The sequence below is a fragment of the Kosakonia sp. AG348 genome, from assembly GCF_003337365.1.
Classification (GTDB): Bacteria; Pseudomonadota; Gammaproteobacteria; order Enterobacterales; family Enterobacteriaceae; genus Kosakonia.
The window spans coordinates 98,896-122,747 of record NZ_QPJR01000001.1; the positions used below are offsets into that span (position 1 = coordinate 98,896).

25 protein-coding genes, 1 tRNA gene and 1 pseudogene are annotated in these 23,852 nt (G+C 51.7%); 12 read left to right on the forward strand and 15 right to left on the reverse strand.

The genetic code is table 11. The features are described from left to right. Positions 1-90 precede the first annotated feature (90 nt). Positions 91-1,338, forward strand: a complete 1,248-nt coding sequence (gene mdtG, locus DFO56_RS00545; protein WP_045507039.1) for a multidrug efflux MFS transporter MdtG — start codon at positions 91-93, stop codon at positions 1,336-1,338. Positions 1,339-1,680: 342 nt separating this feature from the next. Continuing rightward, entirely contained in the window at positions 1,681-2,070 is a 390-nt protein-coding gene (locus tag DFO56_RS00550) for a MysB family protein (RefSeq protein WP_020457413.1), read from the forward strand. Here DFO56_RS00550 and DFO56_RS00555 read toward each other — a convergent pair whose 3' ends face one another. From DFO56_RS00555 to mdoG, 3 genes are all read right to left on the reverse strand, one after another. Beyond that, positions 2,071-2,298 (reverse strand): YceK/YidQ family lipoprotein, encoded by a 228-nt coding sequence (locus DFO56_RS00555; protein WP_071925280.1) that lies wholly within the window; start codon positions 2,296-2,298, stop codon positions 2,071-2,073. A gap of 72 nt (positions 2,299-2,370) precedes the next feature. Beyond that, positions 2,371-4,899, reverse strand: coding sequence for a glucans biosynthesis glucosyltransferase MdoH (gene mdoH / locus DFO56_RS00560; protein WP_045507036.1), 2,529 nt, complete (start codon positions 4,897-4,899; stop codon positions 2,371-2,373). After that, positions 4,892-6,427 (reverse strand): glucans biosynthesis protein MdoG, encoded by a 1,536-nt coding sequence (gene mdoG / locus DFO56_RS00565; RefSeq protein ID WP_020457411.1) that lies wholly within the window; start codon positions 6,425-6,427, stop codon positions 4,892-4,894. Before mdoG ends, mdoH begins: the two co-directional genes overlap by 8 nt. Positions 6,428-6,700: 273 nt before the next feature. Here mdoG and mdoC point away from each other — a divergent pair, with 273 nt between their 5' ends. Further along, positions 6,701-7,849, forward strand: a complete 1,149-nt coding sequence (mdoC, locus tag DFO56_RS00575; RefSeq protein WP_045507033.1) for a glucans biosynthesis protein MdoC — start codon at positions 6,701-6,703, stop codon at positions 7,847-7,849. 36 nt (positions 7,850-7,885) lie between these two features. Here the strand turns inward: mdoC and ymdB are convergent, their stop codons facing one another. The 5 genes and pseudogenes from ymdB to csgB form a co-directional block, all read right to left on the reverse strand. Next, complete coding sequence (gene ymdB, locus DFO56_RS00580) at positions 7,886-8,416, reverse strand: O-acetyl-ADP-ribose deacetylase (RefSeq protein ID WP_044489619.1); 531 nt, start codon at positions 8,414-8,416, stop codon at positions 7,886-7,888. An 80-nt stretch (positions 8,417-8,496) separates the two neighbouring features. Beyond that, the gene (locus DFO56_RS00585) at positions 8,497-8,823 is read right to left on the reverse strand and encodes a hypothetical protein (RefSeq protein WP_052679783.1); all 327 of its coding nucleotides are present in this window, start codon (positions 8,821-8,823) and stop codon (positions 8,497-8,499) included. A gap of 124 nt (positions 8,824-8,947) precedes the next feature. Then, entirely contained in the window at positions 8,948-9,268 is a 321-nt protein-coding gene (csgC, locus tag DFO56_RS00590; RefSeq protein ID WP_020457407.1) for a curli assembly chaperone CsgC, read from the reverse strand. 53 nt (positions 9,269-9,321) lie between these two features. Continuing rightward, positions 9,322-9,771 (reverse strand): curli major subunit CsgA, encoded by a 450-nt coding sequence (gene csgA, locus DFO56_RS00595; RefSeq protein WP_017456373.1) that lies wholly within the window; start codon positions 9,769-9,771, stop codon positions 9,322-9,324. 40 nt (positions 9,772-9,811) lie between these two features. Then, a pseudogene (gene csgB / locus DFO56_RS00600) lies at positions 9,812-10,267 on the reverse strand (curli minor subunit CsgB). 591 nt (positions 10,268-10,858) lie between these two features. On the opposite strand from csgB, the gene csgD reads away from it, so the two are divergent. From csgD to csgG, 4 genes are read left to right on the forward strand one after another with little or no spacing between them, the layout of a single operon-like run. After that, positions 10,859-11,509: a biofilm master transcriptional regulator CsgD gene (gene csgD, locus DFO56_RS00605; RefSeq protein WP_020457405.1), complete on the forward strand. Its 651-nt coding sequence runs from the start codon at positions 10,859-10,861 to the stop codon at positions 11,507-11,509. Positions 11,510-11,513: 4 nt separating this feature from the next. Then, the gene (csgE, locus tag DFO56_RS00610) at positions 11,514-11,903 is read left to right on the forward strand and encodes a curli production assembly/transport protein CsgE (RefSeq protein ID WP_020457404.1); all 390 of its coding nucleotides are present in this window, start codon (positions 11,514-11,516) and stop codon (positions 11,901-11,903) included. Between the two features lie 26 nt (positions 11,904-11,929). After that, positions 11,930-12,343, forward strand: a complete 414-nt coding sequence (gene csgF, locus DFO56_RS00615; protein WP_017456369.1) for a curli production assembly/transport protein CsgF — start codon at positions 11,930-11,932, stop codon at positions 12,341-12,343. A 25-nt stretch (positions 12,344-12,368) separates the two neighbouring features. Beyond that, a complete protein-coding gene (gene csgG / locus DFO56_RS00620) occupies positions 12,369-13,202 on the forward strand; it encodes a curli production assembly/transport protein CsgG (protein WP_020457402.1) in 834 nt (277 codons plus the stop codon). A gap of 23 nt (positions 13,203-13,225) precedes the next feature. On the opposite strand, the gene DFO56_RS00625 is transcribed toward csgG, so the two are convergent. From DFO56_RS00625 to ghrA, 4 genes are all read right to left on the reverse strand, one after another. Then, positions 13,226-13,708, reverse strand: coding sequence for a DUF1097 domain-containing protein (locus tag DFO56_RS00625; protein ID WP_202819292.1), 483 nt, complete (start codon positions 13,706-13,708; stop codon positions 13,226-13,228). 102 nt (positions 13,709-13,810) lie between these two features. Beyond that, complete coding sequence (locus DFO56_RS00630; RefSeq protein WP_045507029.1) at positions 13,811-14,365, reverse strand: molecular chaperone; 555 nt, start codon at positions 14,363-14,365, stop codon at positions 13,811-13,813. A 19-nt stretch (positions 14,366-14,384) separates the two neighbouring features. Then, positions 14,385-15,122, reverse strand: coding sequence for a phosphatase (locus DFO56_RS00635; protein WP_020457399.1), 738 nt, complete (start codon positions 15,120-15,122; stop codon positions 14,385-14,387). Positions 15,123-15,207: 85 nt separating this feature from the next. After that, positions 15,208-16,146, reverse strand: a complete 939-nt coding sequence (gene ghrA / locus DFO56_RS00640) for a glyoxylate/hydroxypyruvate reductase GhrA (protein WP_045507026.1) — start codon at positions 16,144-16,146, stop codon at positions 15,208-15,210. A gap of 263 nt (positions 16,147-16,409) precedes the next feature. Here ghrA and DFO56_RS00645 point away from each other — a divergent pair. Continuing rightward, a tRNA-Ser gene (locus tag DFO56_RS00645) sits at positions 16,410-16,497 on the forward strand. 734 nt (positions 16,498-17,231) lie between these two features. On the opposite strand, the gene DFO56_RS00660 is transcribed toward DFO56_RS00645, so the two are convergent. Then, positions 17,232-17,537, reverse strand: a complete 306-nt coding sequence (locus tag DFO56_RS00660; protein WP_045507023.1) for a putative quinol monooxygenase — start codon at positions 17,535-17,537, stop codon at positions 17,232-17,234. 61 nt (positions 17,538-17,598) lie between these two features. After that, the gene (locus tag DFO56_RS00665; protein ID WP_045507020.1) at positions 17,599-18,615 is read right to left on the reverse strand and encodes an NADP-dependent oxidoreductase; all 1,017 of its coding nucleotides are present in this window, start codon (positions 18,613-18,615) and stop codon (positions 17,599-17,601) included. Between the two features lie 91 nt (positions 18,616-18,706). Between DFO56_RS00665 and DFO56_RS00670 the strand changes: the two genes are divergently transcribed. After that, entirely contained in the window at positions 18,707-19,609 is a 903-nt protein-coding gene (locus tag DFO56_RS00670; RefSeq protein WP_045507016.1) for a LysR family transcriptional regulator, read from the forward strand. A 154-nt stretch (positions 19,610-19,763) separates the two neighbouring features. Continuing rightward, a complete protein-coding gene (locus DFO56_RS00675) occupies positions 19,764-20,093 on the forward strand; it encodes an NIPSNAP family protein (RefSeq protein WP_071925278.1) in 330 nt (109 codons plus the stop codon). A gap of 331 nt (positions 20,094-20,424) precedes the next feature. On the opposite strand, the gene DFO56_RS00680 is transcribed toward DFO56_RS00675, so the two are convergent. Further along, the gene (locus DFO56_RS00680) at positions 20,425-21,333 is read right to left on the reverse strand and encodes a LysR family transcriptional regulator (RefSeq protein ID WP_045507013.1); all 909 of its coding nucleotides are present in this window, start codon (positions 21,331-21,333) and stop codon (positions 20,425-20,427) included. A 93-nt stretch (positions 21,334-21,426) separates the two neighbouring features. Between DFO56_RS00680 and DFO56_RS00685 the strand changes: the two genes are divergently transcribed. Further along, entirely contained in the window at positions 21,427-22,410 is a 984-nt protein-coding gene (locus DFO56_RS00685; protein ID WP_045507010.1) for an NAD-dependent epimerase/dehydratase family protein, read from the forward strand. 286 nt (positions 22,411-22,696) lie between these two features. Then, entirely contained in the window at positions 22,697-23,692 is a 996-nt protein-coding gene (locus tag DFO56_RS00690) for a DUF4238 domain-containing protein (RefSeq protein WP_045507007.1), read from the forward strand. Positions 23,693-23,852 lie beyond the last annotated feature (160 nt).

Here is a 23,852-nt window from a genome sequence, read left to right on the forward strand (position 1 = left end):
TGCGTCAGCGCATTGCGGCAATCATAACCCGGGCGCATAATTAGCATGCTTACTATCGACTATTCTTAATGTGTGCTGTTATGGACGGTTATGTCTCACTCTGATGCCCCAATAAACTGGAAGCGCAATCTCACCGTTGCCTGGTTTGGCTGTTTTCTCACTGGCGCAGCGTTTAGCCTGGTGATGCCCTTTATCCCCCTCTATGTCGAGCAGCTTGGCATCACCGATCCCGGTGCGCTCAATATGTGGTCCGGTTTAGTCTTTAGCATCACCTTCCTGTTCTCTGCCATCGCTTCTCCCTTCTGGGGTGGTCTTGCCGACCGTAAAGGACGCAAAATCATGCTACTGCGTTCCGCGCTCGGCATGGCGATTGTTATGGCGTTAATGGGCATCGCACAAAATGTCTGGCAGCTCCTTGTGCTGCGGGCGTTGCTCGGTTTGCTGGGCGGTTTTATCCCCAACGCAAATGCCCTGATCGCCACGCAAATGCCGCGCAATAAAAGCGGCTGGGCGCTGGGGACGCTCTCAACGGGAGGCGTCAGCGGCGCGCTGCTTGGCCCGCTGGCCGGTGGTTTGCTGGCCGATAGCTGGGGTTTGCGGATGGTCTTTTTTATTACCGCTTCTGTGCTTTTTATCTGCTTTCTGCTCACGCTACTTTGCATCCGCGAAAATTTCACCCCGGTGGCAAAACGCGAGATGTTGCACTTCAAAGAGGTTTTCGCCTCGCTAAAAAGCCCCAAACTGGTGTTGAGCCTGTTCATCACCACCATGATTATCCAGGTAGCGACGGGCTCTATTGCGCCGATTCTGACACTCTATGTGCGCGATCTTGCCGGTAATGTCAGCAACATTGCCTTTATCAGCGGCATGATTGCCTCCGTGCCTGGCGTCGCGGCACTGCTTAGCGCACCTCGTCTGGGTAAATTGGGCGACAAAATCGGCCCGGAGAAAATCCTCGTCGCGGCATTGATAATCTCCGTCTTGCTACTGCTGCCAATGTCAATGGTGCAAACGCCATGGCAACTGGGCATTTTGCGCTTCCTGCTCGGCGCTGCAGACGGCGCCTTGCTCCCTGCGGTGCAAACGTTGCTGGTCTACAACTCCACCAGTCAAATTGCCGGACGTATATTCAGTTACAACCAGTCATTTCGCGATATTGGTAATGTTACCGGCCCGCTGATGGGTGCGGCGGTCTCGGCCAGCTACGGTTTTCGTGCGGTGTTTTGCGTGACGGCGGGCGTCGTTCTGTTTAATGCCATTTATTCATGGTGCAGTTTGCAGCGCCCTGCCCGCCGGGCCAGGACCGAGGCAACCCGCAGCGTTCAACGCCAGCAGTAGCGTAAAGCGTGATCGCCCACCCGATATAATAGATATTTACCTCACATCCATGCTGACTCGCACATAAAAAGCGACGCTGTTTCGTGCGTATTTCCCGAATTAATCAAAACCGAAAAGCGGAATAACTGGCATGACTGACCATCTTTATCTTGCAACACGTTAAACATAAAACGCAGTCACAAACATTCGTCACGGCTCCCGCAGATGTACTGTTATTCAGCACGACACCTTTCTCGTTATGCCATGAAATCGCTGATTTATTTATGACAAATTTGACGCTCGCAAAGCCAGCGTCTATAGGTTTGTGCATACCTTTTTTACTGTTATCTCAGGAGCGATGATATGGCCGAAACTGAACTGGAGTATTACTCAACACTGTCGGAAGCAATTGATGCCGCGCGGGAATTATTTATTGCCGACAACCCGGATCTTGATGAAGAAGAAATCAGCGTGCAGCAATTCAATGTGCAAAAGTATGTTCTTCAGGATGGCGATATCGCGTGGCGCGCTGAGTTTTTTGCGGATGAAGAAGAGCCTGGCGAATGCTTGCCTCTTTTCAGCGGTGAAGCCGCACAAAGTGTCTTTGACGGCGATTTCGATGAGATCGAGATAAGCCAGGAGTGGCAGGAAGAGAATACGCTGCATGAATGGGACGAGGGTGAATTCCAGCTGGAACCACCGCTGGATACCGAAGAGGGACAGACAGCCGCTGACGAGTGGGACGAGCGCTGATTACTCGTAAGGGCCGTGATGAGCATCCAGCGGTAACAAAAGTGTGTCAAACACCAGTGAGAAAGGTAAATCAAGTACGGTAATGTAGCGCCACGCGGAGTCGCGGACATCCCACTTAACGCCGGGGTAATACTGATTACCGTGTCCCTGGCCAGGAATTGTCCGACTGACGATGCTGCCGCAACCGCTTAGCAGACACGCCATGACGACTACCAAAATTACTCTCACAGACAACCTCTTCTTATCTGATACAGATAAAAAAATACCGGCTCTCAGGCCGGTATTTTCCTTAATGTCGGCTTACTTTGCCTTCAACGCCAGCGGGTTAAGCTTCAGCGTTTCATAGTAGCTCGCCCACGACAGATATTTCTCCGGCGCCGCCCACAAGCGATAGTGCATACGCGCTAGTGTGACCGGGTCGCTCAGCAGCACCAGGCGACGGTCGCGGTTCAGCTTCTCTGGTGTTTCATTCAGCGCCTGCTCAACATGGCGATCGCGGGCAATTTCCAGCACGTGGCTTGCGCGGTGGCGAGCCGTTGCCATCGCCGTTGCCAGCGCGTTGAATGACGGGTTAAACACCGCATGCATAAAGCCATCATCCAGGCTGCGCGAGCGGTTCAGCTCCAGATATTTATCCGTGTTCACCAGTACCTGCGGCGGAGAGTACTCTTCCGGGATCAGGAACAGTTTCCAGCGTTTGGTACGCAGTCCGACGGTAGACCGGCTGGAGATAACCGACACGAACGGCGACAGGATCAGCGAGAAGACAATCGGTGCCAGCCAGAACAGGAAGCGGAGATCAAGCCATGCCATCCCTACTGCCCATACCAGCCCCAGCAGCAGCTGAGAACCGTGGCGCATAAAGGCTTCACCCCACGGCGTGGAGTCATCGTCACGCTGCGGCGAGTTCCATACCACTTCCCAGCCAAGGAACGCGCTGACCACAAACACGGTGTGGAACAGCATACGCACCGGCGCAAGCAGCACCGAGAACAGCACTTCCAGCAGCAGGGAAATCGTTACGCGAATGAAACCACCGTACTCTTTCGGCCCCTTGCACCACACCAGGATGATACTCAGTAGCTTCGGCAGGAACAGCAGGACCATTGTCGAAGCGAAAAGCGCAATAGCCAGCTCCGGACGCCACTGCGGCCACACCGGGAACAACTGGCGCGGCTGCAGGAAATATTGCGGCTCCGTCAGCGCATGCACCACCTGCAAGGCCGTGGAAAGCGCAAGGAACATAAACCACAGCGGCGCCGAGAGATAGGACATCACACCGGTGAGGAACACTGCGCGGTGAACCGGGTGCATACCTTTTACCAGGAACAGGCGGAAGTTCATCAGGTTGCCGTGACACCAGCGGCGGTCGCGCTTCAGCTCATCGAGCAGGTTCGGCGGCAGCTCTTCATATGAGCCTGGCAGATCGTAAGCAATCCACACCCCCCAACCGGCACGGCGCATCAGCGCGGCTTCGACAAAGTCGTGGGACAGAATCGAACCGGCAAACGAACCTTCACCCGGCAGCGGTGCCAGCGCGCAGTGCTCAATAAACGGTTTCACGCGGATAATCGCGTTATGCCCCCAGTAGTGGGATTCACCCAACTGCCAGAAGTGCAAGCCCGCAGTGAACAACGGCCCGTAAACGCGGGTCGCAAACTGCTGACAACGCGCATAGAGCGTATCCATCCCGGACGCTTTCGGAGACGACTGGATGATCCCGGCATTCGGGTTCGCTTCCATCAGGCGTACCAGCCCGGTCAGACACTCGCCGCTCATCACGGAGTCCGCATCCAGCACCACCATGTAGCTGTACTGGCTGCCCCAGCGGCGGCAGAAGTCATCGATATTACCGCTTTTGCGTTTTACGCGACGGCGGCGGCGACGGTAGAAAATCTGCCCTTCGCCCTGCACTTCCGCAATCAGTTCCATCCAGGCTTTCTGCTCGGCTACGCAGATATCCGGGTTGTAGCTGTCGCTCAGAATATAGACGTCGAAGTGCGCCGCGTTGCCAGTGGCTTTCACAGATTCCCAGGTTGCGCGCAAGCCCGCGAACACTCGATCCACGTCTTCGTTACAGATAGGCATAATCAGCGCCGTGCGATGTTCCGGGTTTAGCGGTTCATCGCCCACCGTCGAGGCCGAAATGCTGTATTTATCGCGGCCAATCAACAGTTGCAGGAAGCCCATCAACGCAGTCCAGAACCCGGCGGAAACCCAGCAGAACAGCACCGCGAACAGGATCAAGATACCGGTTTGCAGCACATACGGCAGGAGCTGCATAAAGGAAACCCACAGATCCTGGCCCGCCATATCCGTTGGGTTGATAAGCGCCCAGCCCTGATAAGGCAGAATGGTTTTCATATACCAGGTGGCGACGACGGTTTGCGCCAGCGTCAGCACCAGCAGGATGTAGCGGCGGATAGAACCAACGGTACGCCATTTCTGCTCGTGTGCTTGCTCCTCTTTGGTCAAACGCGCAAGGTAACGGGGCGCAACTTCGCGCCCGCGCAGACGATCCCAAAAACGGCCAATCGGGTTCGTGCGCCACGGATCGGGGAACATCGAAGAGCGTTTGGCTTTCGGCATCGCCTGAAGCTGTGCACGCCCTTCATCGTCTTTGATCAATTGCCCTTCAGCGAGCGAATCCGGCCAGCTATGTTCCAGACGTGCTTTCACAGAACCCAGCGGCGTATCATCTTCACGCGTCCAGCTCGTATGCTCTTTATCCAGCGCCTCATGCACGCTGCGAATGCTCTCTGTCGGCAGCGCCGCTTTTTCCGATGCGGAAAGCGGCAGCATGTCGATATACTCAGTTGTCTTATTCATTGGCAGGTAGCTGATAGCTCCAGGTTTCACTCAGGTTCTGGTCGGCGTTGACCAGCGCCGCGCGCATATCCGTGGTTTTCTTCGGATCTTTGACTTTCACGCGCAACATCAAACGCCAACCTTGCGTAACCGGATTATAGCGAACGGTGTTTTCCACAATCTCACCGTTATCGCCAATGCTGGCTTGCGCGGTTACTGGGGTATCCTTCGGCAGTTTTTTCATATCCTGGCCGGTGAAATCCACCACAAACGCGATAGTTCCGTCAGGTTGACGGATAAGATTTGACTGTTTCACATCCCCTGTGGAGCGACGCGTCTGCAATACCCACGCATTGTCTGGCGCATGCAGCTTGTCTTCGTCACGGCTAAAGGTGATGGTGTATTTGAAGTTCATCTCTTTACCCGGATCCGGCAGTTGATCCGGGGTCCAGTAAGCGACGATGTTATCGTTAGTTTCATCGTTGGTCGGGATTTCAACCAGTTCGACTTTGCCTTTGCCCCACTCGCCTTTCGGCGTTACCCACGCGCTCGGGCGCAGATCGTAGCGGTCATCGATATCTTCAAAACGGGAGAACTGACGACCACGCTGCAGCAGACCAAAGCCCTGCGGGTTTTCCATCGCATAGCTGCTCACAGCAAGATGTTTCGGGTTATTCAGTGGACGCCAAATCCACTCGCCGTTGCCTGCCAGCATCGATAACCCGTTAGAATCATGCAATTCCGGGCGATAGTTGGTCGCAGGAGAGGGTTGCGTCGGCCCAAACAGGAACATACTGGTCAGCGGCGCAACACCGAGTTTGCCCACTTTGTCGCGCAGGTAAACTTTGGACTGCACATCCACTACGGTGTCGCGGCCTGGAATAATCACAAAACGGTATGCGCCGGTTGCACGCGGTGAGTCTAGCAGCGCGTAAATGGTCAGGCGTTTGTCAGTTGGTTTTGGACGCTCAATCCAGAACTCACGAAAACGCGGGAACTCTTCGCCAGATGGCAGTGCGGTGTCAATGGCGAGACCGCGAGCGGAAAGGCCATACACCTGCCCCGCACCAATCACGCGGAAGTAGCTTGCGCCCAGCATGCTGACGATTTCATCGTTTTTATCTTTATTATTGATGGGGTACAGAACTTTGAAACCGGCGAAACCGAGGTCTTTGACCGTGTCTTTATCGTGCTGGACGTTGCCGAAATTGAAGTAATCCGGGCTGTATTTGATTTTACGTACGGCAGTGGTAGTCACTTCGTTGATGGTCACTGGCGTGTCGAAGTACATACCCTGGTGATAAAACTCAAGCTTAAATGGGGTGTTGATCGCGTTCCAGTAGGCTTTGTCATGGTTAAACTGGATCTGCTGATAGTCCGCGTATTTCATCTCACGGAACACAGAGGGCAAATTGGTCTTGGGTGCTTCGTAGCCTTTACCGGCCAGTGATTGTGCCTGTTTTGCGACATCATCAATAGAAAAGGCCCAGCCTGATGACGTATAAAGTGACAACAGAACAGCAGCACCTACCCAACGCATTTTCATCATTCGTAATTTAGGTTTCATAATAACTAAGCACTTCCCCCTTTGTGTGCTTAAATCGATCCGATCCATTTTAATGGAAACTCAGGCTATCCGACAACTGAATCCCCGCATTGTTCTCCATGCAGGCTCATTGAATAAGCAAATGAAACTAACCCTTTATCGTTTTGCAGGCTTATCCTGGAGACAGGTTATCGGTCATAGTGTAGGGTTGGTTGCGAATGTAATCATTATTTGTCTTATGGATAAGACGAAAAGTCTGAGAATGTACGGAGTGATATGACCAAAACCCCCGCACAACGAGAATATTTCCTTGATTCCATACGCGCGTGGTTGATGCTGCTTGGGATCCCATTTCATATTTCGCTGATCTACTCCAGCCATATGTGGCACGTGAACAGCGCCTATCCTTCATGGTGGCTAACGCTGTTCAATGACGCCATACATGCGTTCCGTATGCAGGTGTTTTTTGTCATTTCCGGTTATTTTTCATACATGTTGTATTTGCGCTATCCGCTTAAGCGCTGGTGGAAGCTGCGCGTTGAGCGCGTCGGCATTCCAATGCTCACCGCGATCCCGCTGCTGACGCTGCCGCAATTTATTATGTTGCAATATGTGAAAGATAAAACAGCCGAATGGCACACCCTATCGACTTATGACAAATTCAACACGCTGTCATGGGAACTCATCTCCCATTTATGGTTTTTATTAGTCCTTGTGGTATTAACAACGATCAGCATGGTGCTGTTTAAAAAACTAAAAAATAGCGCTAACCGGCTGGCTGGCAATATTTCGTTGGCGAAACTGTCGCTTTGGTTCCTGCTGTTAGGTATCGCATGGGCTGCGTTGCGTCGAATTGTGTTGATGATCTATCCGGATATATTACGTGACGCGCTGTTTAATTTTGCGGTCATGCAGACGTTGTTCTACATTCCGTTCTTCATTCTTGGTGCGCTGGCATTCATTAACTCGCGCCTGAAATCACTTTTCACCACGCCTTCGCCATGGTGCATGCTCGGCTCAGCGCTGGCCTTTGGTGCTTATTTGCTTAACCAGCGCTATGGCAGTGGTGATGGCTGGATGTACGAAACCGAGGCGGTTATCACCATGCCGCTGGGGCTGTGGATGGTCAATGTCGTCTTTTCATTGGGCCATAAATTGCTGAACTTCCAGTCAGCGCGTGTGAGTTATTTCGTGAACGCATCCCTATTTATCTATTTGGTACACCATCCGCTAACGTTGCTATTTGGCGCGTGGATCACACCGCATATCCAGTCCAATCTCCTTGGTTTTCTTGCCGGACTGGTCTTCGTCATTGGCATTGCGGTGCTGCTGTATGAAATCCATCTGCGCATTCCGCTGCTACGCTTCCTTTTTTCCGGCAAGCCGCAGCAAAACGACGCGAAGCGTCATGCTCACGCCAGATAAGGTTTCCGGCTGCCCTGCCCGCAGAGCAGCCGCGCCTTATTGGATGTGCTGAGTCAGTAAGCGCTGGTAAAGCTGCGTCATTTCGTCATCGAAACAAACAAAGATCACCTGCTGGAGTTGAGGCCGGCGTATAAGGTGCGCAGCGACGGTATTAACGGCGATTTCGGCCGCCGCGGCTTTTGGGTAACCATACACGCCGGTACTGATAGCGGGAAAAGCAATGCTCGTGTAACTATTGGCTTCCGCCAGTTGAAGGCTATTGCGGTATGCATCCTCCAGTAAGCGCGCTTCATTCTCTTCTCCGCCACGCCAGACCGGCCCAACGGTATGGATCACCGCTTTCGCCTTTAAATTTCCTGCCGCCGTGATCACCGCATGGCCTGGCGGACACTCGCCCTGCTGCTGACGTACCTGCCGGCACGCATCGAGCAAAGCAGGCCCGGCGGCACGATGAATCGCGCCATCCACACCGCCGCCGCCAAGCAATGATGAGTTTGCTGCATTCACAATCACATCCACTTCAAGCGTGGTGATATCCCCCTGAAGCACCTGCATACGTGGTTGCATTTTTGCCCCCTATCCGGCCAGTAACCCGTTAACACCGTTAAGTGTATCCGGAAATAGCAAGGGCAACATATTCAAAATCATCAGTTATAGGTGATGGTAACCTCGGCGCGGGATTGCTGCTCATCGAGATAGCGCATCTGGACTTGCGCAACCGGCGAAGAGAGTGATTGCCCGGTTGCCTCGTTGACATGGATTTGCCGGGTCTGCATTTGATTGTTTTGCAAACACGAAAGCTGCAGATTTTGGTTCTGAGCGCGAGTTTCGCAGCCGCCTTCAACGATGGCACCACGAAAATGGATCGCCCCTCCTCCCTGCTGGGTTCCGGCATAGGCGGATGACATCATAAAAAAGCAGGCAACAGGGAACACGAACGCTTGAAACAGACGCATAAACACCTCGTAAATCACTCATCCCTGGCGGTTGAGCTTCGGCTATTGGTAAGTTAAATATCGGCACCGTTAGCGCGTTCCTTAATTAAAATTAGCATTCAGATGAGGAATATGTTCGCCGTATCCTGGATTAAGTAAATTATTATTCGGCGGGCCACTGCCGGGAGAGATGGAGCGACTGACCATCAGATACCGTGACGAGAATTTTGACGTTATCGTGCGCGGAAATATTCAAATGAATGCGCGAAATTGCGGTTGTTTGATTCGCCGGGAGAGTCATTGTGTTTCGTTGCCGGCTTTGGCTCACCCCCGCAGCACCTTCGCGCTCGGTAATAATCTGCACCTGGCAAACACAATCCTGCGTAACCTGCACCAGCGGAGTAATGGTGTAATTGTCGCCCTCGCGGGTGGTATTGAACGTGATCTGGCTGGATAATGCCGCCAGCAATAATAAGGTATGCATAGCGCCTCCCAAAAAAAACAGGGCCGCAGCCCTGTTTATTCCTGCCCGGGGGATCAGTACTGATTCGCGGTAGCGTGGTTACCGTAACCGGTTTGCTGAACAGTGACACTCGAGCCCGATGCAGTCTGGTTAACCAGCGCGCCGTTACCCACACCATACTGGCTCACAGAAATATCAGAGTTGCGGCCATTCCACTGATCGATAGTGGCATTGTTTTGCGCCCCGTTCTGGACCAGATCGATAGAGCTGGCATCTGAACCCTGGCCCACATCGGCGGCGTTGGCGGAACCATACTGATGGATAGTCAGGTCAGATTCACGTGCATCGCTTTGCAGAGCAAGGGCGGCGTTGGCGCTGCCATATTGATAAATGCTCAGTTCAGAATTTGGACCATTGCTGCCACCGCCATGACCGCCGCCATTGCCATACTGCGGGACACTACCTGCAAATGCGCCTGCTGAAACAACGATCGCTGCGAATGCTGCCACTTGGAAAAGTTTCATGGTAAACCCCCGTTGGATTGAGATTAAAGCCGCAGGACTTTCAACGTTGAATAACGCGAATAGCCATTTGCGACTGTCGTTGCACCACTACTGCCGTTTTTTGCGTACCGTACTGCGTGATATTTGCCCGGTTGCCCGAGCCTTTCTGAATAATAACCGCGCTATTACCATAAGCCCCCTGCGTAATACTCGCATCATTGGCACTACCGGCCTGATCGATATAAGCAAGGTTATAACTTCCGGACTGATTAATTTGCGCTGAATTGTTTCCGCCATTTTGCGAAATAACACCTAATAATTTCGAACCTCGTTGATCAATATGCGCATTATTACTCGCACCATGTTGATCAATATTGGCTGATTGATTATAAGGCGCCTAGCTTAACTCATTAATCGCCAGATTATATTCCGGGTTTGCCAGGTCATATCCGGCTGCTGTTACAAGGCACGGAATTCCCAGCAGGGTTAACATCATAAAGGCTATTTTGTTCTTCATGCTGTCACCGCCAAACTTATTTGTTAATACCTGGTTGCAAAACTGAGTATGCCGTGGATAAAAAGAAAATATCTCACCAGCAAGTTGGATTTTCATTAGCCCTGTCATTCTAAAGCATGAAGAATAATTATCTCCCGTTTGCAGCAGAGGCGGCATCAGATGATTTTTCTTAAATAATTACCCCGGCGTTATAAGCGTCAATGCCCAGGATACGTGGCCAGAGCAAAACGTGAAAATAAGGCGAACCTGAAGCCAACAAAAGTCAGGTCATTGTTCTTAATATAAATTCTCGCACCATATTCTTTTGTAACCCGCCCTGCTTTTGCCTTTGCATATCTACTTCCCTGAACATCAAAATAACATTTCAATATTTAATTTTACATTCTGTTACATGATTCACACTTGCTTTAAGGTTTGCAAGCGTTAGATTGAATTCGCAGCACTCATTACTTTGTATTATTTCTCCCTTGCACGGGCTGATCACTTATTCCTGAACACAGCATAGCGCATCCGATAGTACATCTGGTTTCCCCGGTGAATAACCGGGGGGTTGAAGTTGATGAACAAAAAACAAATACGCGGGGTTTCATCATGTTTAGTGAAGTCCATAGTTCAGCTATTTCAGTCTTATTATTAATAACCAAACCTTCATTACAGGCAACGGCGCTTCTCCAGCATTTAAAATTTGCGCTCTCTTTGCCCGGAAAGCTCCATAATATTCAACGGCCTCTCGATGATATTCCCGCATTGAGCATCGTCTTATTCGACATGATGGATGCGGATAAAAAACTGATTCAGCAATGGCAGAATATCCTGTCACAACGAAATGGTGATATTAAGCTATTGCTGATGAATACCCCTCTTGATTACCCATTCCAGGATGTAGAAAACTGGCCAAATATTACGGGTGTCTTTTACATTTCCGAGGACAGAAGTCAGCTGGTCGATGGCTTACAAGGCGTACAACGTGGTGAGTGCTATTTCTCGCAAAAACTGGCGAGTTATCTCATCACTCATGCCGGGAATTATCGTTACTACAGCACTGAATCTGCACTGCTCACCCACCGGGAAAAAGAGATCCTTAATAAGCTGCGTATCGGCGCATCAAATATTGAAATAGCCCGTTCGCTGTTCATTAGTGAAAACACAGTTAAAACGCATCTTTATAATCTTTTCAGGAAGATAGCGGTAAAAAACCGCACGCAAGCCGTCTCCTGGGCTAACGATAATCTCAGGCGTTAATGCTATGAAACGCTATGGGTATCGTCTGGCAACCGCCACTTTGCTGATCGCCTGCGTAAACGTATCGGCTGTTGAAGTCGAAGTTCCCGGGCTGTTAGCCGATCACACTGTATCGTCTGTCGGACACGATTTTTATCGTGCATTTAGTGATAAATGGGAAAGTAACTGGAAAGGGAATTTAACTATCAATGAACGACCTAGCGCCCGTTGGGGAAGCTGGATAACGATTATCGTCAATCAGAGTGTCGTATACCAGACGTTTCTTTTCCCGACGCACCGCGACTTTGAAAAAAATGTTGAAATCGCGTTGGCGCAAACCCAGCAAGCGATCGATCACCTGCAAATAAACCAGGCGCTGCTGAGCGTTGGCGATATGGCGAGTGATGAATTCTAAAATACGTTAAATCTCCGGAGGCTATTATGCGAAGCATATATACCCTGCTTGCGCTGTTGCTTGTCGCGCCTGCATGCTGGGCGGGAACCATGACATTCCAGTTTCGTAATCCTAATTTCGGCGGTAATCCTAATAACGGTGCATTTTTATTAAATAGCGCCCAGGCACAAAATTCTTATACCGATCCCAGCTATAAGGATTACGGCGTGGAAACCACTTCCGCGCTGGATAATTTCACCCAGGCAATACAATCACAAATATTGGGCGGATTACTTACCAATATTAATACCGGTAAACCCGGGCGAATGGTGACCAGCGATTTTATCGTGGATATTTCCAACAAAGACGGACAACTGCAATTAAACGTCACCGACAGAAAAACCGGCAAGACATCTACGATTCAGGTGTCGGGATTGCAAAGCGGTTCAACGGACTTTTAAGCCACTGTCTAACAGGACAACAACTATGTCGCGTCTATTTATTTTATTCGCCGTGTGTTTATTAAGCGGTTGCCTCACTGCGCCGCCAAAACAAGCCGCTAAGCCGACGCTGTTGCCGCGGGCGCAAAGTTACCAGGACCTGACGCATCTGCCGATGCCAAGCGGGAAAATTTTCGTCTCGGTGTATAACATCCAGGATGAAACCGGGCAATTTAAACCCTACCCGGCAAGTAACTTTTCTACCGCCGTCCCGCAAAGCGCGACCGCAATGCTGGTGACGGCGCTGAAAGATTCGCGCTGGTTTGTCCCGCTGGAACGCCAGGGTTTGCAGAATCTGCTAAATGAACGAAAAATCATTCGCGCCGCGCAAGAAAACGGGACTGTTGCCATCAACAATCGCGTTCCTCTTCCCTCGCTGACTGCCGCGAATATCATGATTGAAGGGTCCATTATTGGCTACGAGAGCAATGTAAAATCCGGCGGCATTGGTGCGCGTTATTTCGGCATCGGCGGAGACACACAATATCAGTTGGATCAAATTGCGGTGAATTTGCGGGTGATTAATGTCACGACCGGGGAAATTCTCTCGTCGGTCAACACCAGCAAAACCATCCTCTCCTATGAAGTACAGGCTGGGGTATTTCGCTTTATCGACTACCAGCGGTTGCTGGAAGGAGAAGTTGGCTATACCGCCAACGAACCGGTCATGCTCTGCCTGATGTCAGCGATTGAAACGGGGGTGATTTTGCTGATCAATGACGGGATTGATCGGGGACTGTGGGATTTGCAACAAGGCGCCGATCGCCATAATCCTGTGCTGGCTAAATACCGCGAAATGGCGGTGCCGCCGGAGTCCTGAAAAAAGAAAGGCGTGACTTGCGGTCACGCTTTTTCTTGCTCTTTGAGCAGCGGCTGCGCGCGGCGGGAAGCCAGCCACAGCCCGCTGTTTTTCATGGCATAGCCAAACACTAACCCCACCGCCAGCGACGGGATAACCAGCCGCCAGTCGCCCTGCCCGGCAAACGTCGCGCAGGCGCCAATGAATGTCCCCGGTACAAAAGAAAGCAGCACGTTCCGGGCCTGCAGACACATCAAAAACGCCACCACCCCGGTCATCAGATAGCCGACGATCTCCAGATGCGGAGCCAGGGCTGCGCCATGAATCATGACCTGCGCCCAGGCCACGCCACTCATCACCGTACAGGCGGAAATAAGCAGCCCTTTCACACCGCCCTGCGGACACGCGAAATAGGCGGTGCAGCCGAGAAAACCGGCCCAGCTTAATAAACCGAAAGCGACAGCCACCCAGCCCCAGATACCGGAGAGAATGCCTGTCGTAATTGCGATAGAAAGGAGAATGTTCATGGCGCGCATCATAGCAGATGCACGCCCCGGATATGCGACAATACGCACACTATTTGAAAACCAGCTATCTCAGTTGCATTTTAATTGTGATTAAAATCACAATTAATCTTCTGGCTCTTCCTGCAACTCATCCCACATCGCGGCAATTGCATCGCGTGTCAGTGGCGCCATGGTGCGCCAGAACGGCGTTGTCGCATGGGCTTCAACTTTGCCAAAGAAGGTGCCGCACCAGGGCAGGATATAATCGGCGAATAAGGTCTCCTGCGCTTCGCTTTCATCTTCTGCGGCCTGATCTTCCAGCCATGATGCCGCCAGCAGCAACGTGCCGATGTGATCGGCTGGCGCATCGGTTAACGGCATGCCGCGACTGGACAAAAATGAACGCACTTCCGCTTCCGTAGCACCTTCCACCCAGGCACTGCGATAAGGCGAGACGCGGCACTCTTCCCCGACAAACAGCGCGTTGTAATCGGCCGCCAGTGCCTGCGCATCACAGTTTTTCTGCAACCGTTCAAGCAGCTCATCCTGCTCCAGCGGCCAGCTTTCCGCCAGTTTCCCCTCCCGGATCATGGTATAGAGCGGCACCAGTAGAGGATCTTGCGGCTGGCGGTAAAACAGCGAGCCCAGTACACGGCAGAGAATTGAAAATTCGTTCATTCAGTTGTTCCAGTCAGTATTAAAGTTCTGCAAATTCGGGAATTGGTGCCATGCCGCGGGATTCGAGGAAATCCAGCAGACGACGCGGCGAGACATTCAAAATACGATCTTCCGGGAAACCGACGTCATCCAGCACCTTACGGCACTCACTGAAATCGCCCAGCGTAAACGCGGTGTGAGAATCCGATCCCAGCGCCACCCAGCCGCCGGCATCACGCACGGCGGCAGCCACGGCGCGGCAATTCGCCTCGCTGCCTTTGCGCGAATGGACAAACGATGAATTGTTAATTTCAAGCGCGACGCCATATTTCGCGGCGGCAGCGGCAACGGCCGGAATATCAATGTCAAATTTCGGGTTACCGGGATGGCTAATAATATGGACATTGCCGCTGGCGATAGTCGCAATCATGGCCTGAGTGTGGGTGGCTTTATCCTGCGGCGGAAACACCGGCTCATGGAAACCTGCAATGATCAGATCCAGCGATGTCAACATCGGTCCGGTGCAGTCGATTTCACCCTCGGTGTTTTTAATATTGGCTTCGATACCTCGCAAAATACCCACGCCATCGACCAGCCGCGGCCAGATGCGCATATTCACAAAGTGCCAGTAGTGCGGCGCATCCGCCATATCCGGCCCGTGGTCGGTAATGGCAAAGAGCTTAATCCCTTTGCGTTTTGCCTCGGCAATATAATCGTGAAGCGTACTGTAAGCGTGGGTGCTGGCGACGGTATGCATATGCAGGTCAACGGGATACATGACTCACTCCTGTAGTTATTTCTGCAAAGGATAGCAGTTATCGTTCGCGAGTTTAATGACAAAACCCGGCGATGCCGGGCGTCTGTCAATAACCACGCGCTCTGTCTACCCGCCCGCTCACCGCTTCGCCCCGCTCAATAGCCTGAATAGCCTGCGCAATAAAAGCCACGGCTTCACTGCGGCGTGTCGTCGCCGCCATATGCGGCGTCATCGCCACACGTGGATGCGCCCACAACGGATTATCAGATGGGAGCGGCTCCTGACTAAAGACATCGAGCATGGCGCCTTTCAGCTTGCCGCTCTCCAAAGCAGCAAGCAAATCACGCTCGACAACATGCACACCGCGCGCAAGATTTATTACATAGCTGCTGTCAGCCAGTTGATTGAGCAACGCAGTGTTAATAATGCCAGCCGTTTCCGGGGTGTTCGGCAGCAGATTGATCAACACTCGTGTGCCATGAAGAAAGTCGGGCAACTCCTCGCCACCCGCAAAGCTGGTCACGCCGGGCATGTTTTTACGGCTGCGACTCCAGCTACGCAGCGGGAACCCCCACTGGAGCAGACTTTCGGCCACTTTTGTGCCGAGCACACCCGCGCCGAGGATGCCAATAGTGAAGTCTTCACGTTCGTATTCATCCAGCGGTTGCCATTTCGCCTGCAGTTTTAGCGCCTGGTAATCATCAAAGCGCCTGAACCAGTGCAGCACCTGGCTCACGGCATACTCCTGCATTTGCAGCCCCATGCCGGTATCCTCCAGGCGATACAGTGGAATAGACTCGGGAAGCATCTCAGGATGAGCCTGCAACTGGCTAAGAATCGAGTCAACTCCCGCCCCCAGTGCAAACACGCCTTTTAATTGTCGGCCTTTGAGCATCGCAACCGGTGGATGCCAGACCAGCGCATAATCGGCATGGGCATTATCGCCCGGCGTCCACGCACGGATATTTGCCTGCGGCAGCGCCTGCCGCAATGCGCGGATCCAGTCATTGTTATTGAATGAGGGGTGATAAAAGATAATTTCCATATCAACTCCAGAACCTGATGTGATGTATCCGGTTATTTTCCGGAACAATTATGCTTTTTCGCGAAGGCCGCTCAGCATAACAAATTTCTCTCATACCTCGCGGAGAAAGTGCCGTGCCGAGAAAAAAAGCGATTTCAGAACGTTTAAGAAGCAGGTTGTTTGAAGTTTGTCTAAACGCGCTAATTTATTGAAAAAGAGGATTGACGGCGTTCCGGGTTTTCCCTACATTAGCGCCCGTCCCGGTAACACCGGGAAGACAATGTGGTGAGGTGTCCGAGTGGCTGAAGGAGCACGCCTGGAAAGTGTGTATACGGCAACGTATCGGGGGTTCGAATCCCCCCCTCACCGCCATCATTCGAAGAAGAGCTCGCATGCAAATGCGGGCTTTTTTTCGCCTGTCGCACTCCACCAGGGGGGTGAGAAGCCCCGACCGGGGGTCGACAACTGGCGCAGCCAGTTGGACAGACCATGAACGCCGTGAATGGGCTACCCGTAGGGTGAGCGCAGCGAATCAATCCCCCCCTCACCGCCATCATTCAAAGAAGAGCTCGCATGCAAATGCGGGCTTTTTTTTTCGCATATCGCACTCCCCAGGGGGGATGAGAAGCCCCGACCAGGGGGCGACAACTGGCGCAGCCAGCTGGACAGACTATGAACGCCGTGAATGGGCTGCCCGTAGGGTGAGCGCAGCGAATCAATCCCCCCCTCACCGCCATCATTCAAAGAAGAGCTCGCAGGCAAATGCGGGCTTTTCTTTCGCCTGTCGCACTCCACAAGGGGGGATGAGAAGCCCTGACCGGGGGTCGACAACTGGCGCAGCCAGTTGGACAGACTATGAACGCCGTGAATGGGCTGCCCGTAGGGTGAGCACAGCGAATCAATCCCCCCTCACCGCCATCATTCAAAGAAGAGCTCGCAGGCAGATGCGGGCTTTTTTTTCGCCTGTCGCACTCCACCAGGGGGTGAGAAGCCCCGACCGGGCGCAGCCAGTTGGACAGATGACGAGCCCGCGAGAAACCTGCCCGCACAAAAAAACGGCAACGTTTGGGAACAACCGCTAGTCAAATATCCTCGCCCTTACATTGTCATTCCCTATCCAGTAGCCCTCTTTCGTTAAGCGCATCATATTTCAGGATTTCGGCGGTCATTCGTTGCTGCCATCGGGTGATAAATGCCCGGGTGTGGGGAGCGGCCAGATGCGCGGTCAGCGCATCCTGATCTTTCCAGCGTTCCAATATGAGCACGTTTCCCGCCAGGTGATCCTCTACGGCCACGTCATACGAGAGGTTTCCTGCACGTTTTCGCACGGTTTGAGCAAGCACTTTCATATCGGCCATAAAAAGCGATAAATCAGAGGGGTTGATCTTCACATAGCCACAAATGATGAGCATATCGTCGCCTTTTATCTGCTATTCCCGATCGCCATGGCTGGCCGATCGAGGATCGTTATTATCAAAAGTTTGTCAGCACAATTTTGCCCTGAATCCTTCCCATTGCTGCGCGCTGGTGGGCAGCAGATGCCATTGCGAGCGGATAGGTGCTATCAATCACCACCCGAACCACACCTTCTTCCAGAAGACGGCCTGCTTGCGCTAATTGCGCACCGCTGGAGCGCACTTGCGTGGATGACACCGTCACCGCTTTTTGCGCGGCCTCATGTTGTGCGGAAAAGCCCAAAGGATTAACCAGAAAGAGTGCGCCGCCAGGTCTGATACAACGCAGAAAGCGCGCCATAGTTGCGCCGCCCACCGCATCAAAAACGAGATCAACATTTTTTACTGCGTTCTCGGCTGCGGTTTTGGTGTAGTCGATAAACTCGTCTGCCCCCAGCTCGCGTAAAAGCGCTTCATTGTGGGAGGAAGCCACGGCGATGACCTGCGCACCTTTCCAGCGGGCAAGCTGAACAGCAAGGTGTCCCACGCCGCCGCCGGCACCATTGACCAACACGGTTCGCCCTTTTAATGGAACGGCTTTATGTGGAAAAGACTGGAAAGGATTCGGCGCGTCATGCCCGGTTTCGATAAGAAACTGCCAGGCCGTGAGCAGTGACATCGGGGCGCCGGCAGCCTGAACATGCCCAACTCCCTGCGGTTTCAGCGCCAGTTCTGACGAAGGAACACTGACATATTCTGCATAAGCGCCACTGCCCTCCATCACCTTTTCAGGAAAACGCACCATCGAATAGACCTCATCCCCGATGCTGAACCCGGTAACATATTTACCGACCGCCGCGACAACACCTGAGATGTCCGTTCCCAAAATAAGCGGAAAAGTGGGTTCGGGCCACCATTCACGCGGAAGTGCCCGATACCCGTCACGCAGATACCAGTCTGGCGGGTTAAGGCTGGCCGCTTGCACATGAACCAGAACCTCGTCGTTTCCCACCCGGGGCCGGGGAACGTCTTCATAAAGCAGGTTATCTGGCCCACCAAATGCATGTAGCTGTACAGCTTTCATCATCTCAGTCATTACCGTCTCACGCTAAAAAACACTCAGGTGACAGAGCATACGGCTAATATTCACGATTGATAATGTGGCTGTATTTCGCTTTAATTGTGCCATGAAGGAACAAATCGGTTTTGAAAGACTCACGGGTCTCATCGCATTCGCTCGTGCCGGCGCTCTGGGCAGTTACAGTGCCGCTGCCCGTGCGCTCTCCGTTTCACCTTCCGCCATCAGCAAAAGTATTCAACGGCTGGAGAAGCATCTCGGCGTCACGTTATTCACCCGAACGACACGCTCGCTCGTGTTAACGGCCGAAGGCCGCGAGCTGCATGAACGGGCGTTGCGATTGCTACGTGATGCCGAGGAGATCGAGCAGATAGCAAAACGCGCGCGCGCGGAACCGGCAGGTACATTGCGGATTGCGGCATCGTTACCGGTGGGTATCCACATGATCGCCCCCGTGCTTGCGCAATTTTGCGCGCTTCACCCAAAAGTGACGATTGATTTACGGTTAAGCGACCAGGTGGTAAACATCGTTGATGAGAATATTGATATTGCCATTCGGATTGGCGATCTCGCGGATTCAAACCTGCTGGCGCGTCGCCTCCCGCCGTATCAGATAGGATGCTATGCCTCGCCTGAATATTTAGCCGGTTGCGCTCCACCGCAACATCCTGATGACTTAATCAGCCACCAAACGATTAATCTGCGTTACCAAAATACAGGACAACTTTTTCGCTGGCCGTTCCGTGTCGGTGAGCGGGAGATTGAAATTGTGCCTTCGTCAACGGTGATTGTTGATGCCAGCGAAGCCGTCATAGCCGCAATGACTGCCGGGGCCGGAATAGGTATGGCGTCGAATTTTATGGTGGCATCCCTGGTCAGGGATAAAAAGTTAGTTCCCGTACTCGCAGATTTTACGGTAGCGCGGCGTAATATTTCGGCTGTCTGGCACGAAAGTCGCCGTTCCAATCCGGCGGTACGCGCGTTTCTGGATCACATGCTTAAACATTTTTAAATTAGCTGCCAGCGGTGATAATCAACGCGGCATGAACCGCGCTATCCCACTTTGGTTCGTAGGAAATGCTCAGGACGAAATCCGTGCCAGTCTGGTTTTACGGCCCCAGAGCGCACTAGTTCGCAATGATGAAAAAATGGACAGGATATCGAAAATGAAAGCAGTGGAATTTTTGCTATACACTCTCAAACCCGGCACCGGGAAAGAGTTTCACCGGATCATGACCGAGGAGAGTGCCCCGCTTCATCGTTCAGCAGGTATGGATATCGTTTCTTTCGGTCTTTCAGCCCATGACGATGATGCTTACTATCTAATCAGAGCTTATGACAGCCTCTCCCACCTGGAATCCTCTCAGGAATCTTTTTATAACAGTGAAGCGTGGCGGCTTGGCCCCCGGCAGGCCATTATTGACAGAATAAGCGTCAGCGTTAAATCGGTGCTCACGCTCAGCGACAGTGCAATTGAAAATTTACGATCCAGCTGATTGCGCAACCAGATATGATTATAACGCCGCGCCAGCGGCATTTTTTTCACCAGCCCTTAACGTCGCGCTTCACCACCAGTCTCTTCAACGCCAACTCACTGTCTCAGCGCCTGCAGAATTGTTCAGTGAACGCCCCCCCCCATTCTTAAGCCATCTGGTCAGCGATCAGATCCATCTGAACGGCAGCAATGCGCGAGGAGCAGACATTCTGCCTTCTGAAAAGGTTCACAGTAATGACATTTCTGACAAATTGAGGTCGCGGGTATTTACATGCGATTTCTGCCTACCTGCCCAGATATTCCGTCACCTGCTGCCGTTGAGGTGGCCGTCTTCATGTCCCTACGTTGTTGATATAAGCCTGTAAGCCTGCTGCGAGAATATCGAACACCGTTTTACAGGCCTTACTGTGCCGCAAGTCCTCATGCATCACCAGCCAGGTGTCGAGATGAAACGCAAAGAAATCAGGCATCAACCTCTCTAACGGAACAGGGAAACCGGCCAGTTGAACCTGACACATCCCTATGCCCGCGCCTGCGCGGATAAGGTGCAGTTGCGCGACATCACTGTCAGTGCGCACGGTAAAGCGTTCACGATTTAACTGAGGAAAGTGTTTCAGTGCCTGTAAAATAAAGGGCGTCGTTTTATCAAAGCCCACAAGCGTATGGGTGAACAACTCGTCAATACTTTCCGGTGCGGCGTGGTGTGCCAGATAGGACGGCGAGGCATGCAGACCAATTTCAATACTGCCCAACCGACGCGCAATCAGTTGTTCCTGCACCGGTGTGCTCATGCGTACCGCAATATCCGCTTCCCGGTTCAATAAATCCTGTATTCGGTTAGACAGTACCAGTTCAATGGTAAGTTGAGGATAATCTTCTTTAATTTGTGCAATCAGGGGGGGCAGTACTTCGGTGCCGATAATTTCGCTCGCAGATACGCGAACCACGCCATGTAACCCCGCGGAGTGGGCACTGAAGCTGGCAGCCGAACGCTCAATCATACTGGCTGTGTTTTCCATCGCTTGCGCATGTCCCTGAATCGCTACCGCCGCATCCGTGGCCTGCAGGCCAGTCTGAGAACGTGTAAACAAAACCAGACCAAGGGCGGATTCCAGTGCCGCTACGTGACGCCCCGCTGTGGGCTGGGTGATGGAAAGCATGCGTGCCGCTCCCGACAGGGAACCTTCCTTCATCACTGCCAGGAAGGTTCGATACCATTCCCATGGAATATTTATGTTCATACAAAAATGCATACCTGCTATCTGATGCCATGCAATTACATTTAGCTTGCACAGGCACTACGATGTCAACAGATATCCGGAAGAGGTAAGACAATGAACAGCAATAACAAGGTACTCATACTGGGCGCAACAGGTGGAATCGGTGGTGAAATCGCCCGTAAACTCATCCGCGAAAAATGGGACGTTCATGCGTTGCGCCGCAATGCCCCGCAGAATGAAGATCACGAGAGTATGACGTGGATAAAGGGTGATGCGCTGAATGCTGAGCAGGTTGCGAGTGCCGCGTCAGAGTGTGATGTGATTGTTCATGCTGTTAATCCACCAGGTTATCGAAACTGGGAACAACTGGTTTTGCCCATGCTACAGAACACAATCAATGCCGCAGAGCGAAATGGTGCATTAATCGTTCTCCCGGGCACCGTTTATAACTACGGCCCGGACGCCTTTCCACTCCTGCGCGAAGACTCTCCCCAAAATCCTGTCACCAGAAAAGGGGCAATACGGACGCAAATGGAGAAGGCTTTGTTCGCTTACGCACAGCGTGGCGGAAAGGTGCTGATTCTGCGGGCCGGTGACTTCTTTGGCCCTGACGCAGGCAACAACTGGTTTTCGCAGGGATTGATTAAACCGGGGCACCTCCCGCGGATAATTAAAAACCCAGGCAAAGCCGGGACAGGCCATCAGTGGGCCTACTTGCCGGATGTCGCCGACACTCTGGCTGCGCTGTTGGCACGTCGGGATCAACTCGACCCTTTTGCCTGCTTTCATATGCGGGGACACTGGGACGCCGATGGTACGGCGATGACCGGAGCCATACAGCGTGTCGCGCAGCTTGCGGGGGTTAACGCGAAGGAAAAATCATTTCCCTGGTGGCTCATCACGGCGATGGCACCTTTCAACACCACACTGTATGAAATGCTGGAGATGCGCTATTTATGGGAACAGGCAATACAGATGGACAATGCAAAACTGATCGCTTTCTTAGGCCACGAACCTCATACCCCGCTTATTGAGGCTGTGCGTACCACTTTAATCGGCCAGGGCTGCGTTAATCACACATTGTTCACGCATTCGTGAGTGGATCTAAGTATCGTTTCTGGCACGAAGCGGCAAACCAAGGCATAGCCATGTCTGCTCCGAGCGAGGAGCGGAAGCTCGTCCTCAGTCATACCGCAGAGGATCTCTAAAAGGGAATGGTTGGGATAAACGGGAGGCTTCCCCCTAAGGTATGGAGTCATAATGCGCGTGGCTCAGTGATTGGAAAAAACAAAAAGTTAACCCAGTAGACCTCTAAGTTACCGAAGACAAAAGCAGTAACATGGTTTATAAATCACTCCCGATCGTTATCATCGAAAGGAATCAAATGAAAATTCTTGAGAAGAAAACCAAACATCATTACGTATGGGCTCATTACCTTCAGGATTGGACAGTTGATGGAACCAACATTTGCTACATCACAAAGAAATCTAACATTGCATCTGACAGTATCAGAGGTCTGGGACTTGAAAAAGATTTCTACAAAATGGGTATGTTGAAGGAAAGTGACAAAGAACTCATAGCTCTCTTCACAAACAAATGCAATGAGTCATTAAAAGAACTTCATTGGAATTTTGTGAATATGATTTTCGAAACACAGAAAACGGTCTCTTTATTATCACCTGCTCTAAATGCAAAACTTGGAATAAACTTACAAGATATTATACAGAGCAATGCTTTCGAAAATTATTTGTCCGAGCAAGAATCGAACGCCATAAAAATTTTAAGTGAATTAAAAACAGGAAACTTGCTGCCCTTAGATGACAAAGGTACTTACTATGAGTTTTGTTATTTCTTAGGGCATCAGTTTTCCAGAACACAGAAAATGAAGCAATTATTAATTCTGTCACTAGATAAGATCCCTGGCCAAACACATATCCGGGATCGTCTAAGGGATTTTTACAATAGAAACTGGTGGTTTATGTGTTCATTTATGGCAACAAACCTTTCTTATGACATGTCCTTGAACAGCAGCCGAAAAGTTATTCTGCTTGAGAACAAATCCAGTATTGACTTCATTACATCTGATCAACCAGTAATAAATCTGAATCCAGAAGGAAGTGAAGGTGAATTTGTTGATTATTATTACCCTATATCCCCCAGTAAGGCACTATTAATAAATACCAGTGGGGTTAAATATTTTTCGAGCAATAGTCTACGTTACGACGAAGTACACATGCTCAATACTAAAGTAGCCCGTTCCTCTTGCAAAACTATATTTTCGAGAAACAAAGAAACCGTTAGATTATATAAGAAGGACTTCAATCAACGAAATTATTTAGCTTTTACATTACAGACTGCAGACCGAACAAATTGTAACTGAGAGGGCGTACAATTAAGCATCACCCGCTGGTGATGATGGCGGGCGACAACTTTTGATAACTCACTCCCTTCATTTACTGATTGAGCTGCTTGCGGCTGATTAACATATTGTGATGTAGCAACATCCGCTGCTGGCACAGCGCTGCCGTTGGTCATTACCT

Coding starts and splice junctions, on each gene's coding strand:
- mdoH (WP_045507036.1), bottom strand. CDS start 4,899: ATGAATAAGACAACTGAGTATATCGACATGCTGCCGCTTTCCGCATCG.
- csgC (WP_020457407.1), bottom strand. CDS start 9,268: ATGCATACCTTATTATTGCTGGCGGCATTATCCAGCCAGATCACGTTC.
- csgA (WP_017456373.1), bottom strand. CDS start 9,771: ATGAAACTTTTCCAAGTGGCAGCATTCGCAGCGATCGTTGTTTCAGCA.
- ymdB (WP_044489619.1), bottom strand. CDS start 8,416: ATGCAACCACGTATGCAGGTGCTTCAGGGGGATATCACCACGCTTGAA.
- csgF (WP_017456369.1), top strand. CDS start 11,930: ATGCGAAGCATATATACCCTGCTTGCGCTGTTGCTTGTCGCGCCTGCA.
- mdtG (WP_045507039.1), top strand. CDS start 91: ATGTCTCACTCTGATGCCCCAATAAACTGGAAGCGCAATCTCACCGTT.
- csgG (WP_020457402.1), top strand. CDS start 12,369: ATGTCGCGTCTATTTATTTTATTCGCCGTGTGTTTATTAAGCGGTTGC.
- csgE (WP_020457404.1), top strand. CDS start 11,514: ATGAAACGCTATGGGTATCGTCTGGCAACCGCCACTTTGCTGATCGCC.
- DFO56_RS00635 (WP_020457399.1), bottom strand. CDS start 15,122: ATGTATCCCGTTGACCTGCATATGCATACCGTCGCCAGCACCCACGCT.
- DFO56_RS00660 (WP_045507023.1), bottom strand. CDS start 17,537: ATGCTCATCATTTGTGGCTATGTGAAGATCAACCCCTCTGATTTATCG.
- DFO56_RS00680 (WP_045507013.1), bottom strand. CDS start 21,333: ATGAACATAAATATTCCATGGGAATGGTATCGAACCTTCCTGGCAGTG.
- DFO56_RS00550 (WP_020457413.1), top strand. CDS start 1,681: ATGGCCGAAACTGAACTGGAGTATTACTCAACACTGTCGGAAGCAATT.
- mdoC (WP_045507033.1), top strand. CDS start 6,701: ATGACCAAAACCCCCGCACAACGAGAATATTTCCTTGATTCCATACGC.
- DFO56_RS00625 (WP_202819292.1), bottom strand. CDS start 13,708: ATGAACATTCTCCTTTCTATCGCAATTACGACAGGCATTCTCTCCGGT.
- DFO56_RS00670 (WP_045507016.1), top strand. CDS start 18,707: ATGAAGGAACAAATCGGTTTTGAAAGACTCACGGGTCTCATCGCATTC.
- mdoG (WP_020457411.1), bottom strand. CDS start 6,427: ATGATGAAAATGCGTTGGGTAGGTGCTGCTGTTCTGTTGTCACTTTAT.
- DFO56_RS00665 (WP_045507020.1), bottom strand. CDS start 18,615: ATGACTGAGATGATGAAAGCTGTACAGCTACATGCATTTGGTGGGCCA.
- DFO56_RS00690 (WP_045507007.1), top strand. CDS start 22,697: ATGAAAATTCTTGAGAAGAAAACCAAACATCATTACGTATGGGCTCAT.
- DFO56_RS00685 (WP_045507010.1), top strand. CDS start 21,427: ATGAACAGCAATAACAAGGTACTCATACTGGGCGCAACAGGTGGAATC.
- csgD (WP_020457405.1), top strand. CDS start 10,859: ATGTTTAGTGAAGTCCATAGTTCAGCTATTTCAGTCTTATTATTAATA.
- DFO56_RS00675 (WP_071925278.1), top strand. CDS start 19,764: ATGAAAGCAGTGGAATTTTTGCTATACACTCTCAAACCCGGCACCGGG.
- DFO56_RS00630 (WP_045507029.1), bottom strand. CDS start 14,365: ATGAACGAATTTTCAATTCTCTGCCGTGTACTGGGCTCGCTGTTTTAC.
- ghrA (WP_045507026.1), bottom strand. CDS start 16,146: ATGGAAATTATCTTTTATCACCCCTCATTCAATAACAATGACTGGATC.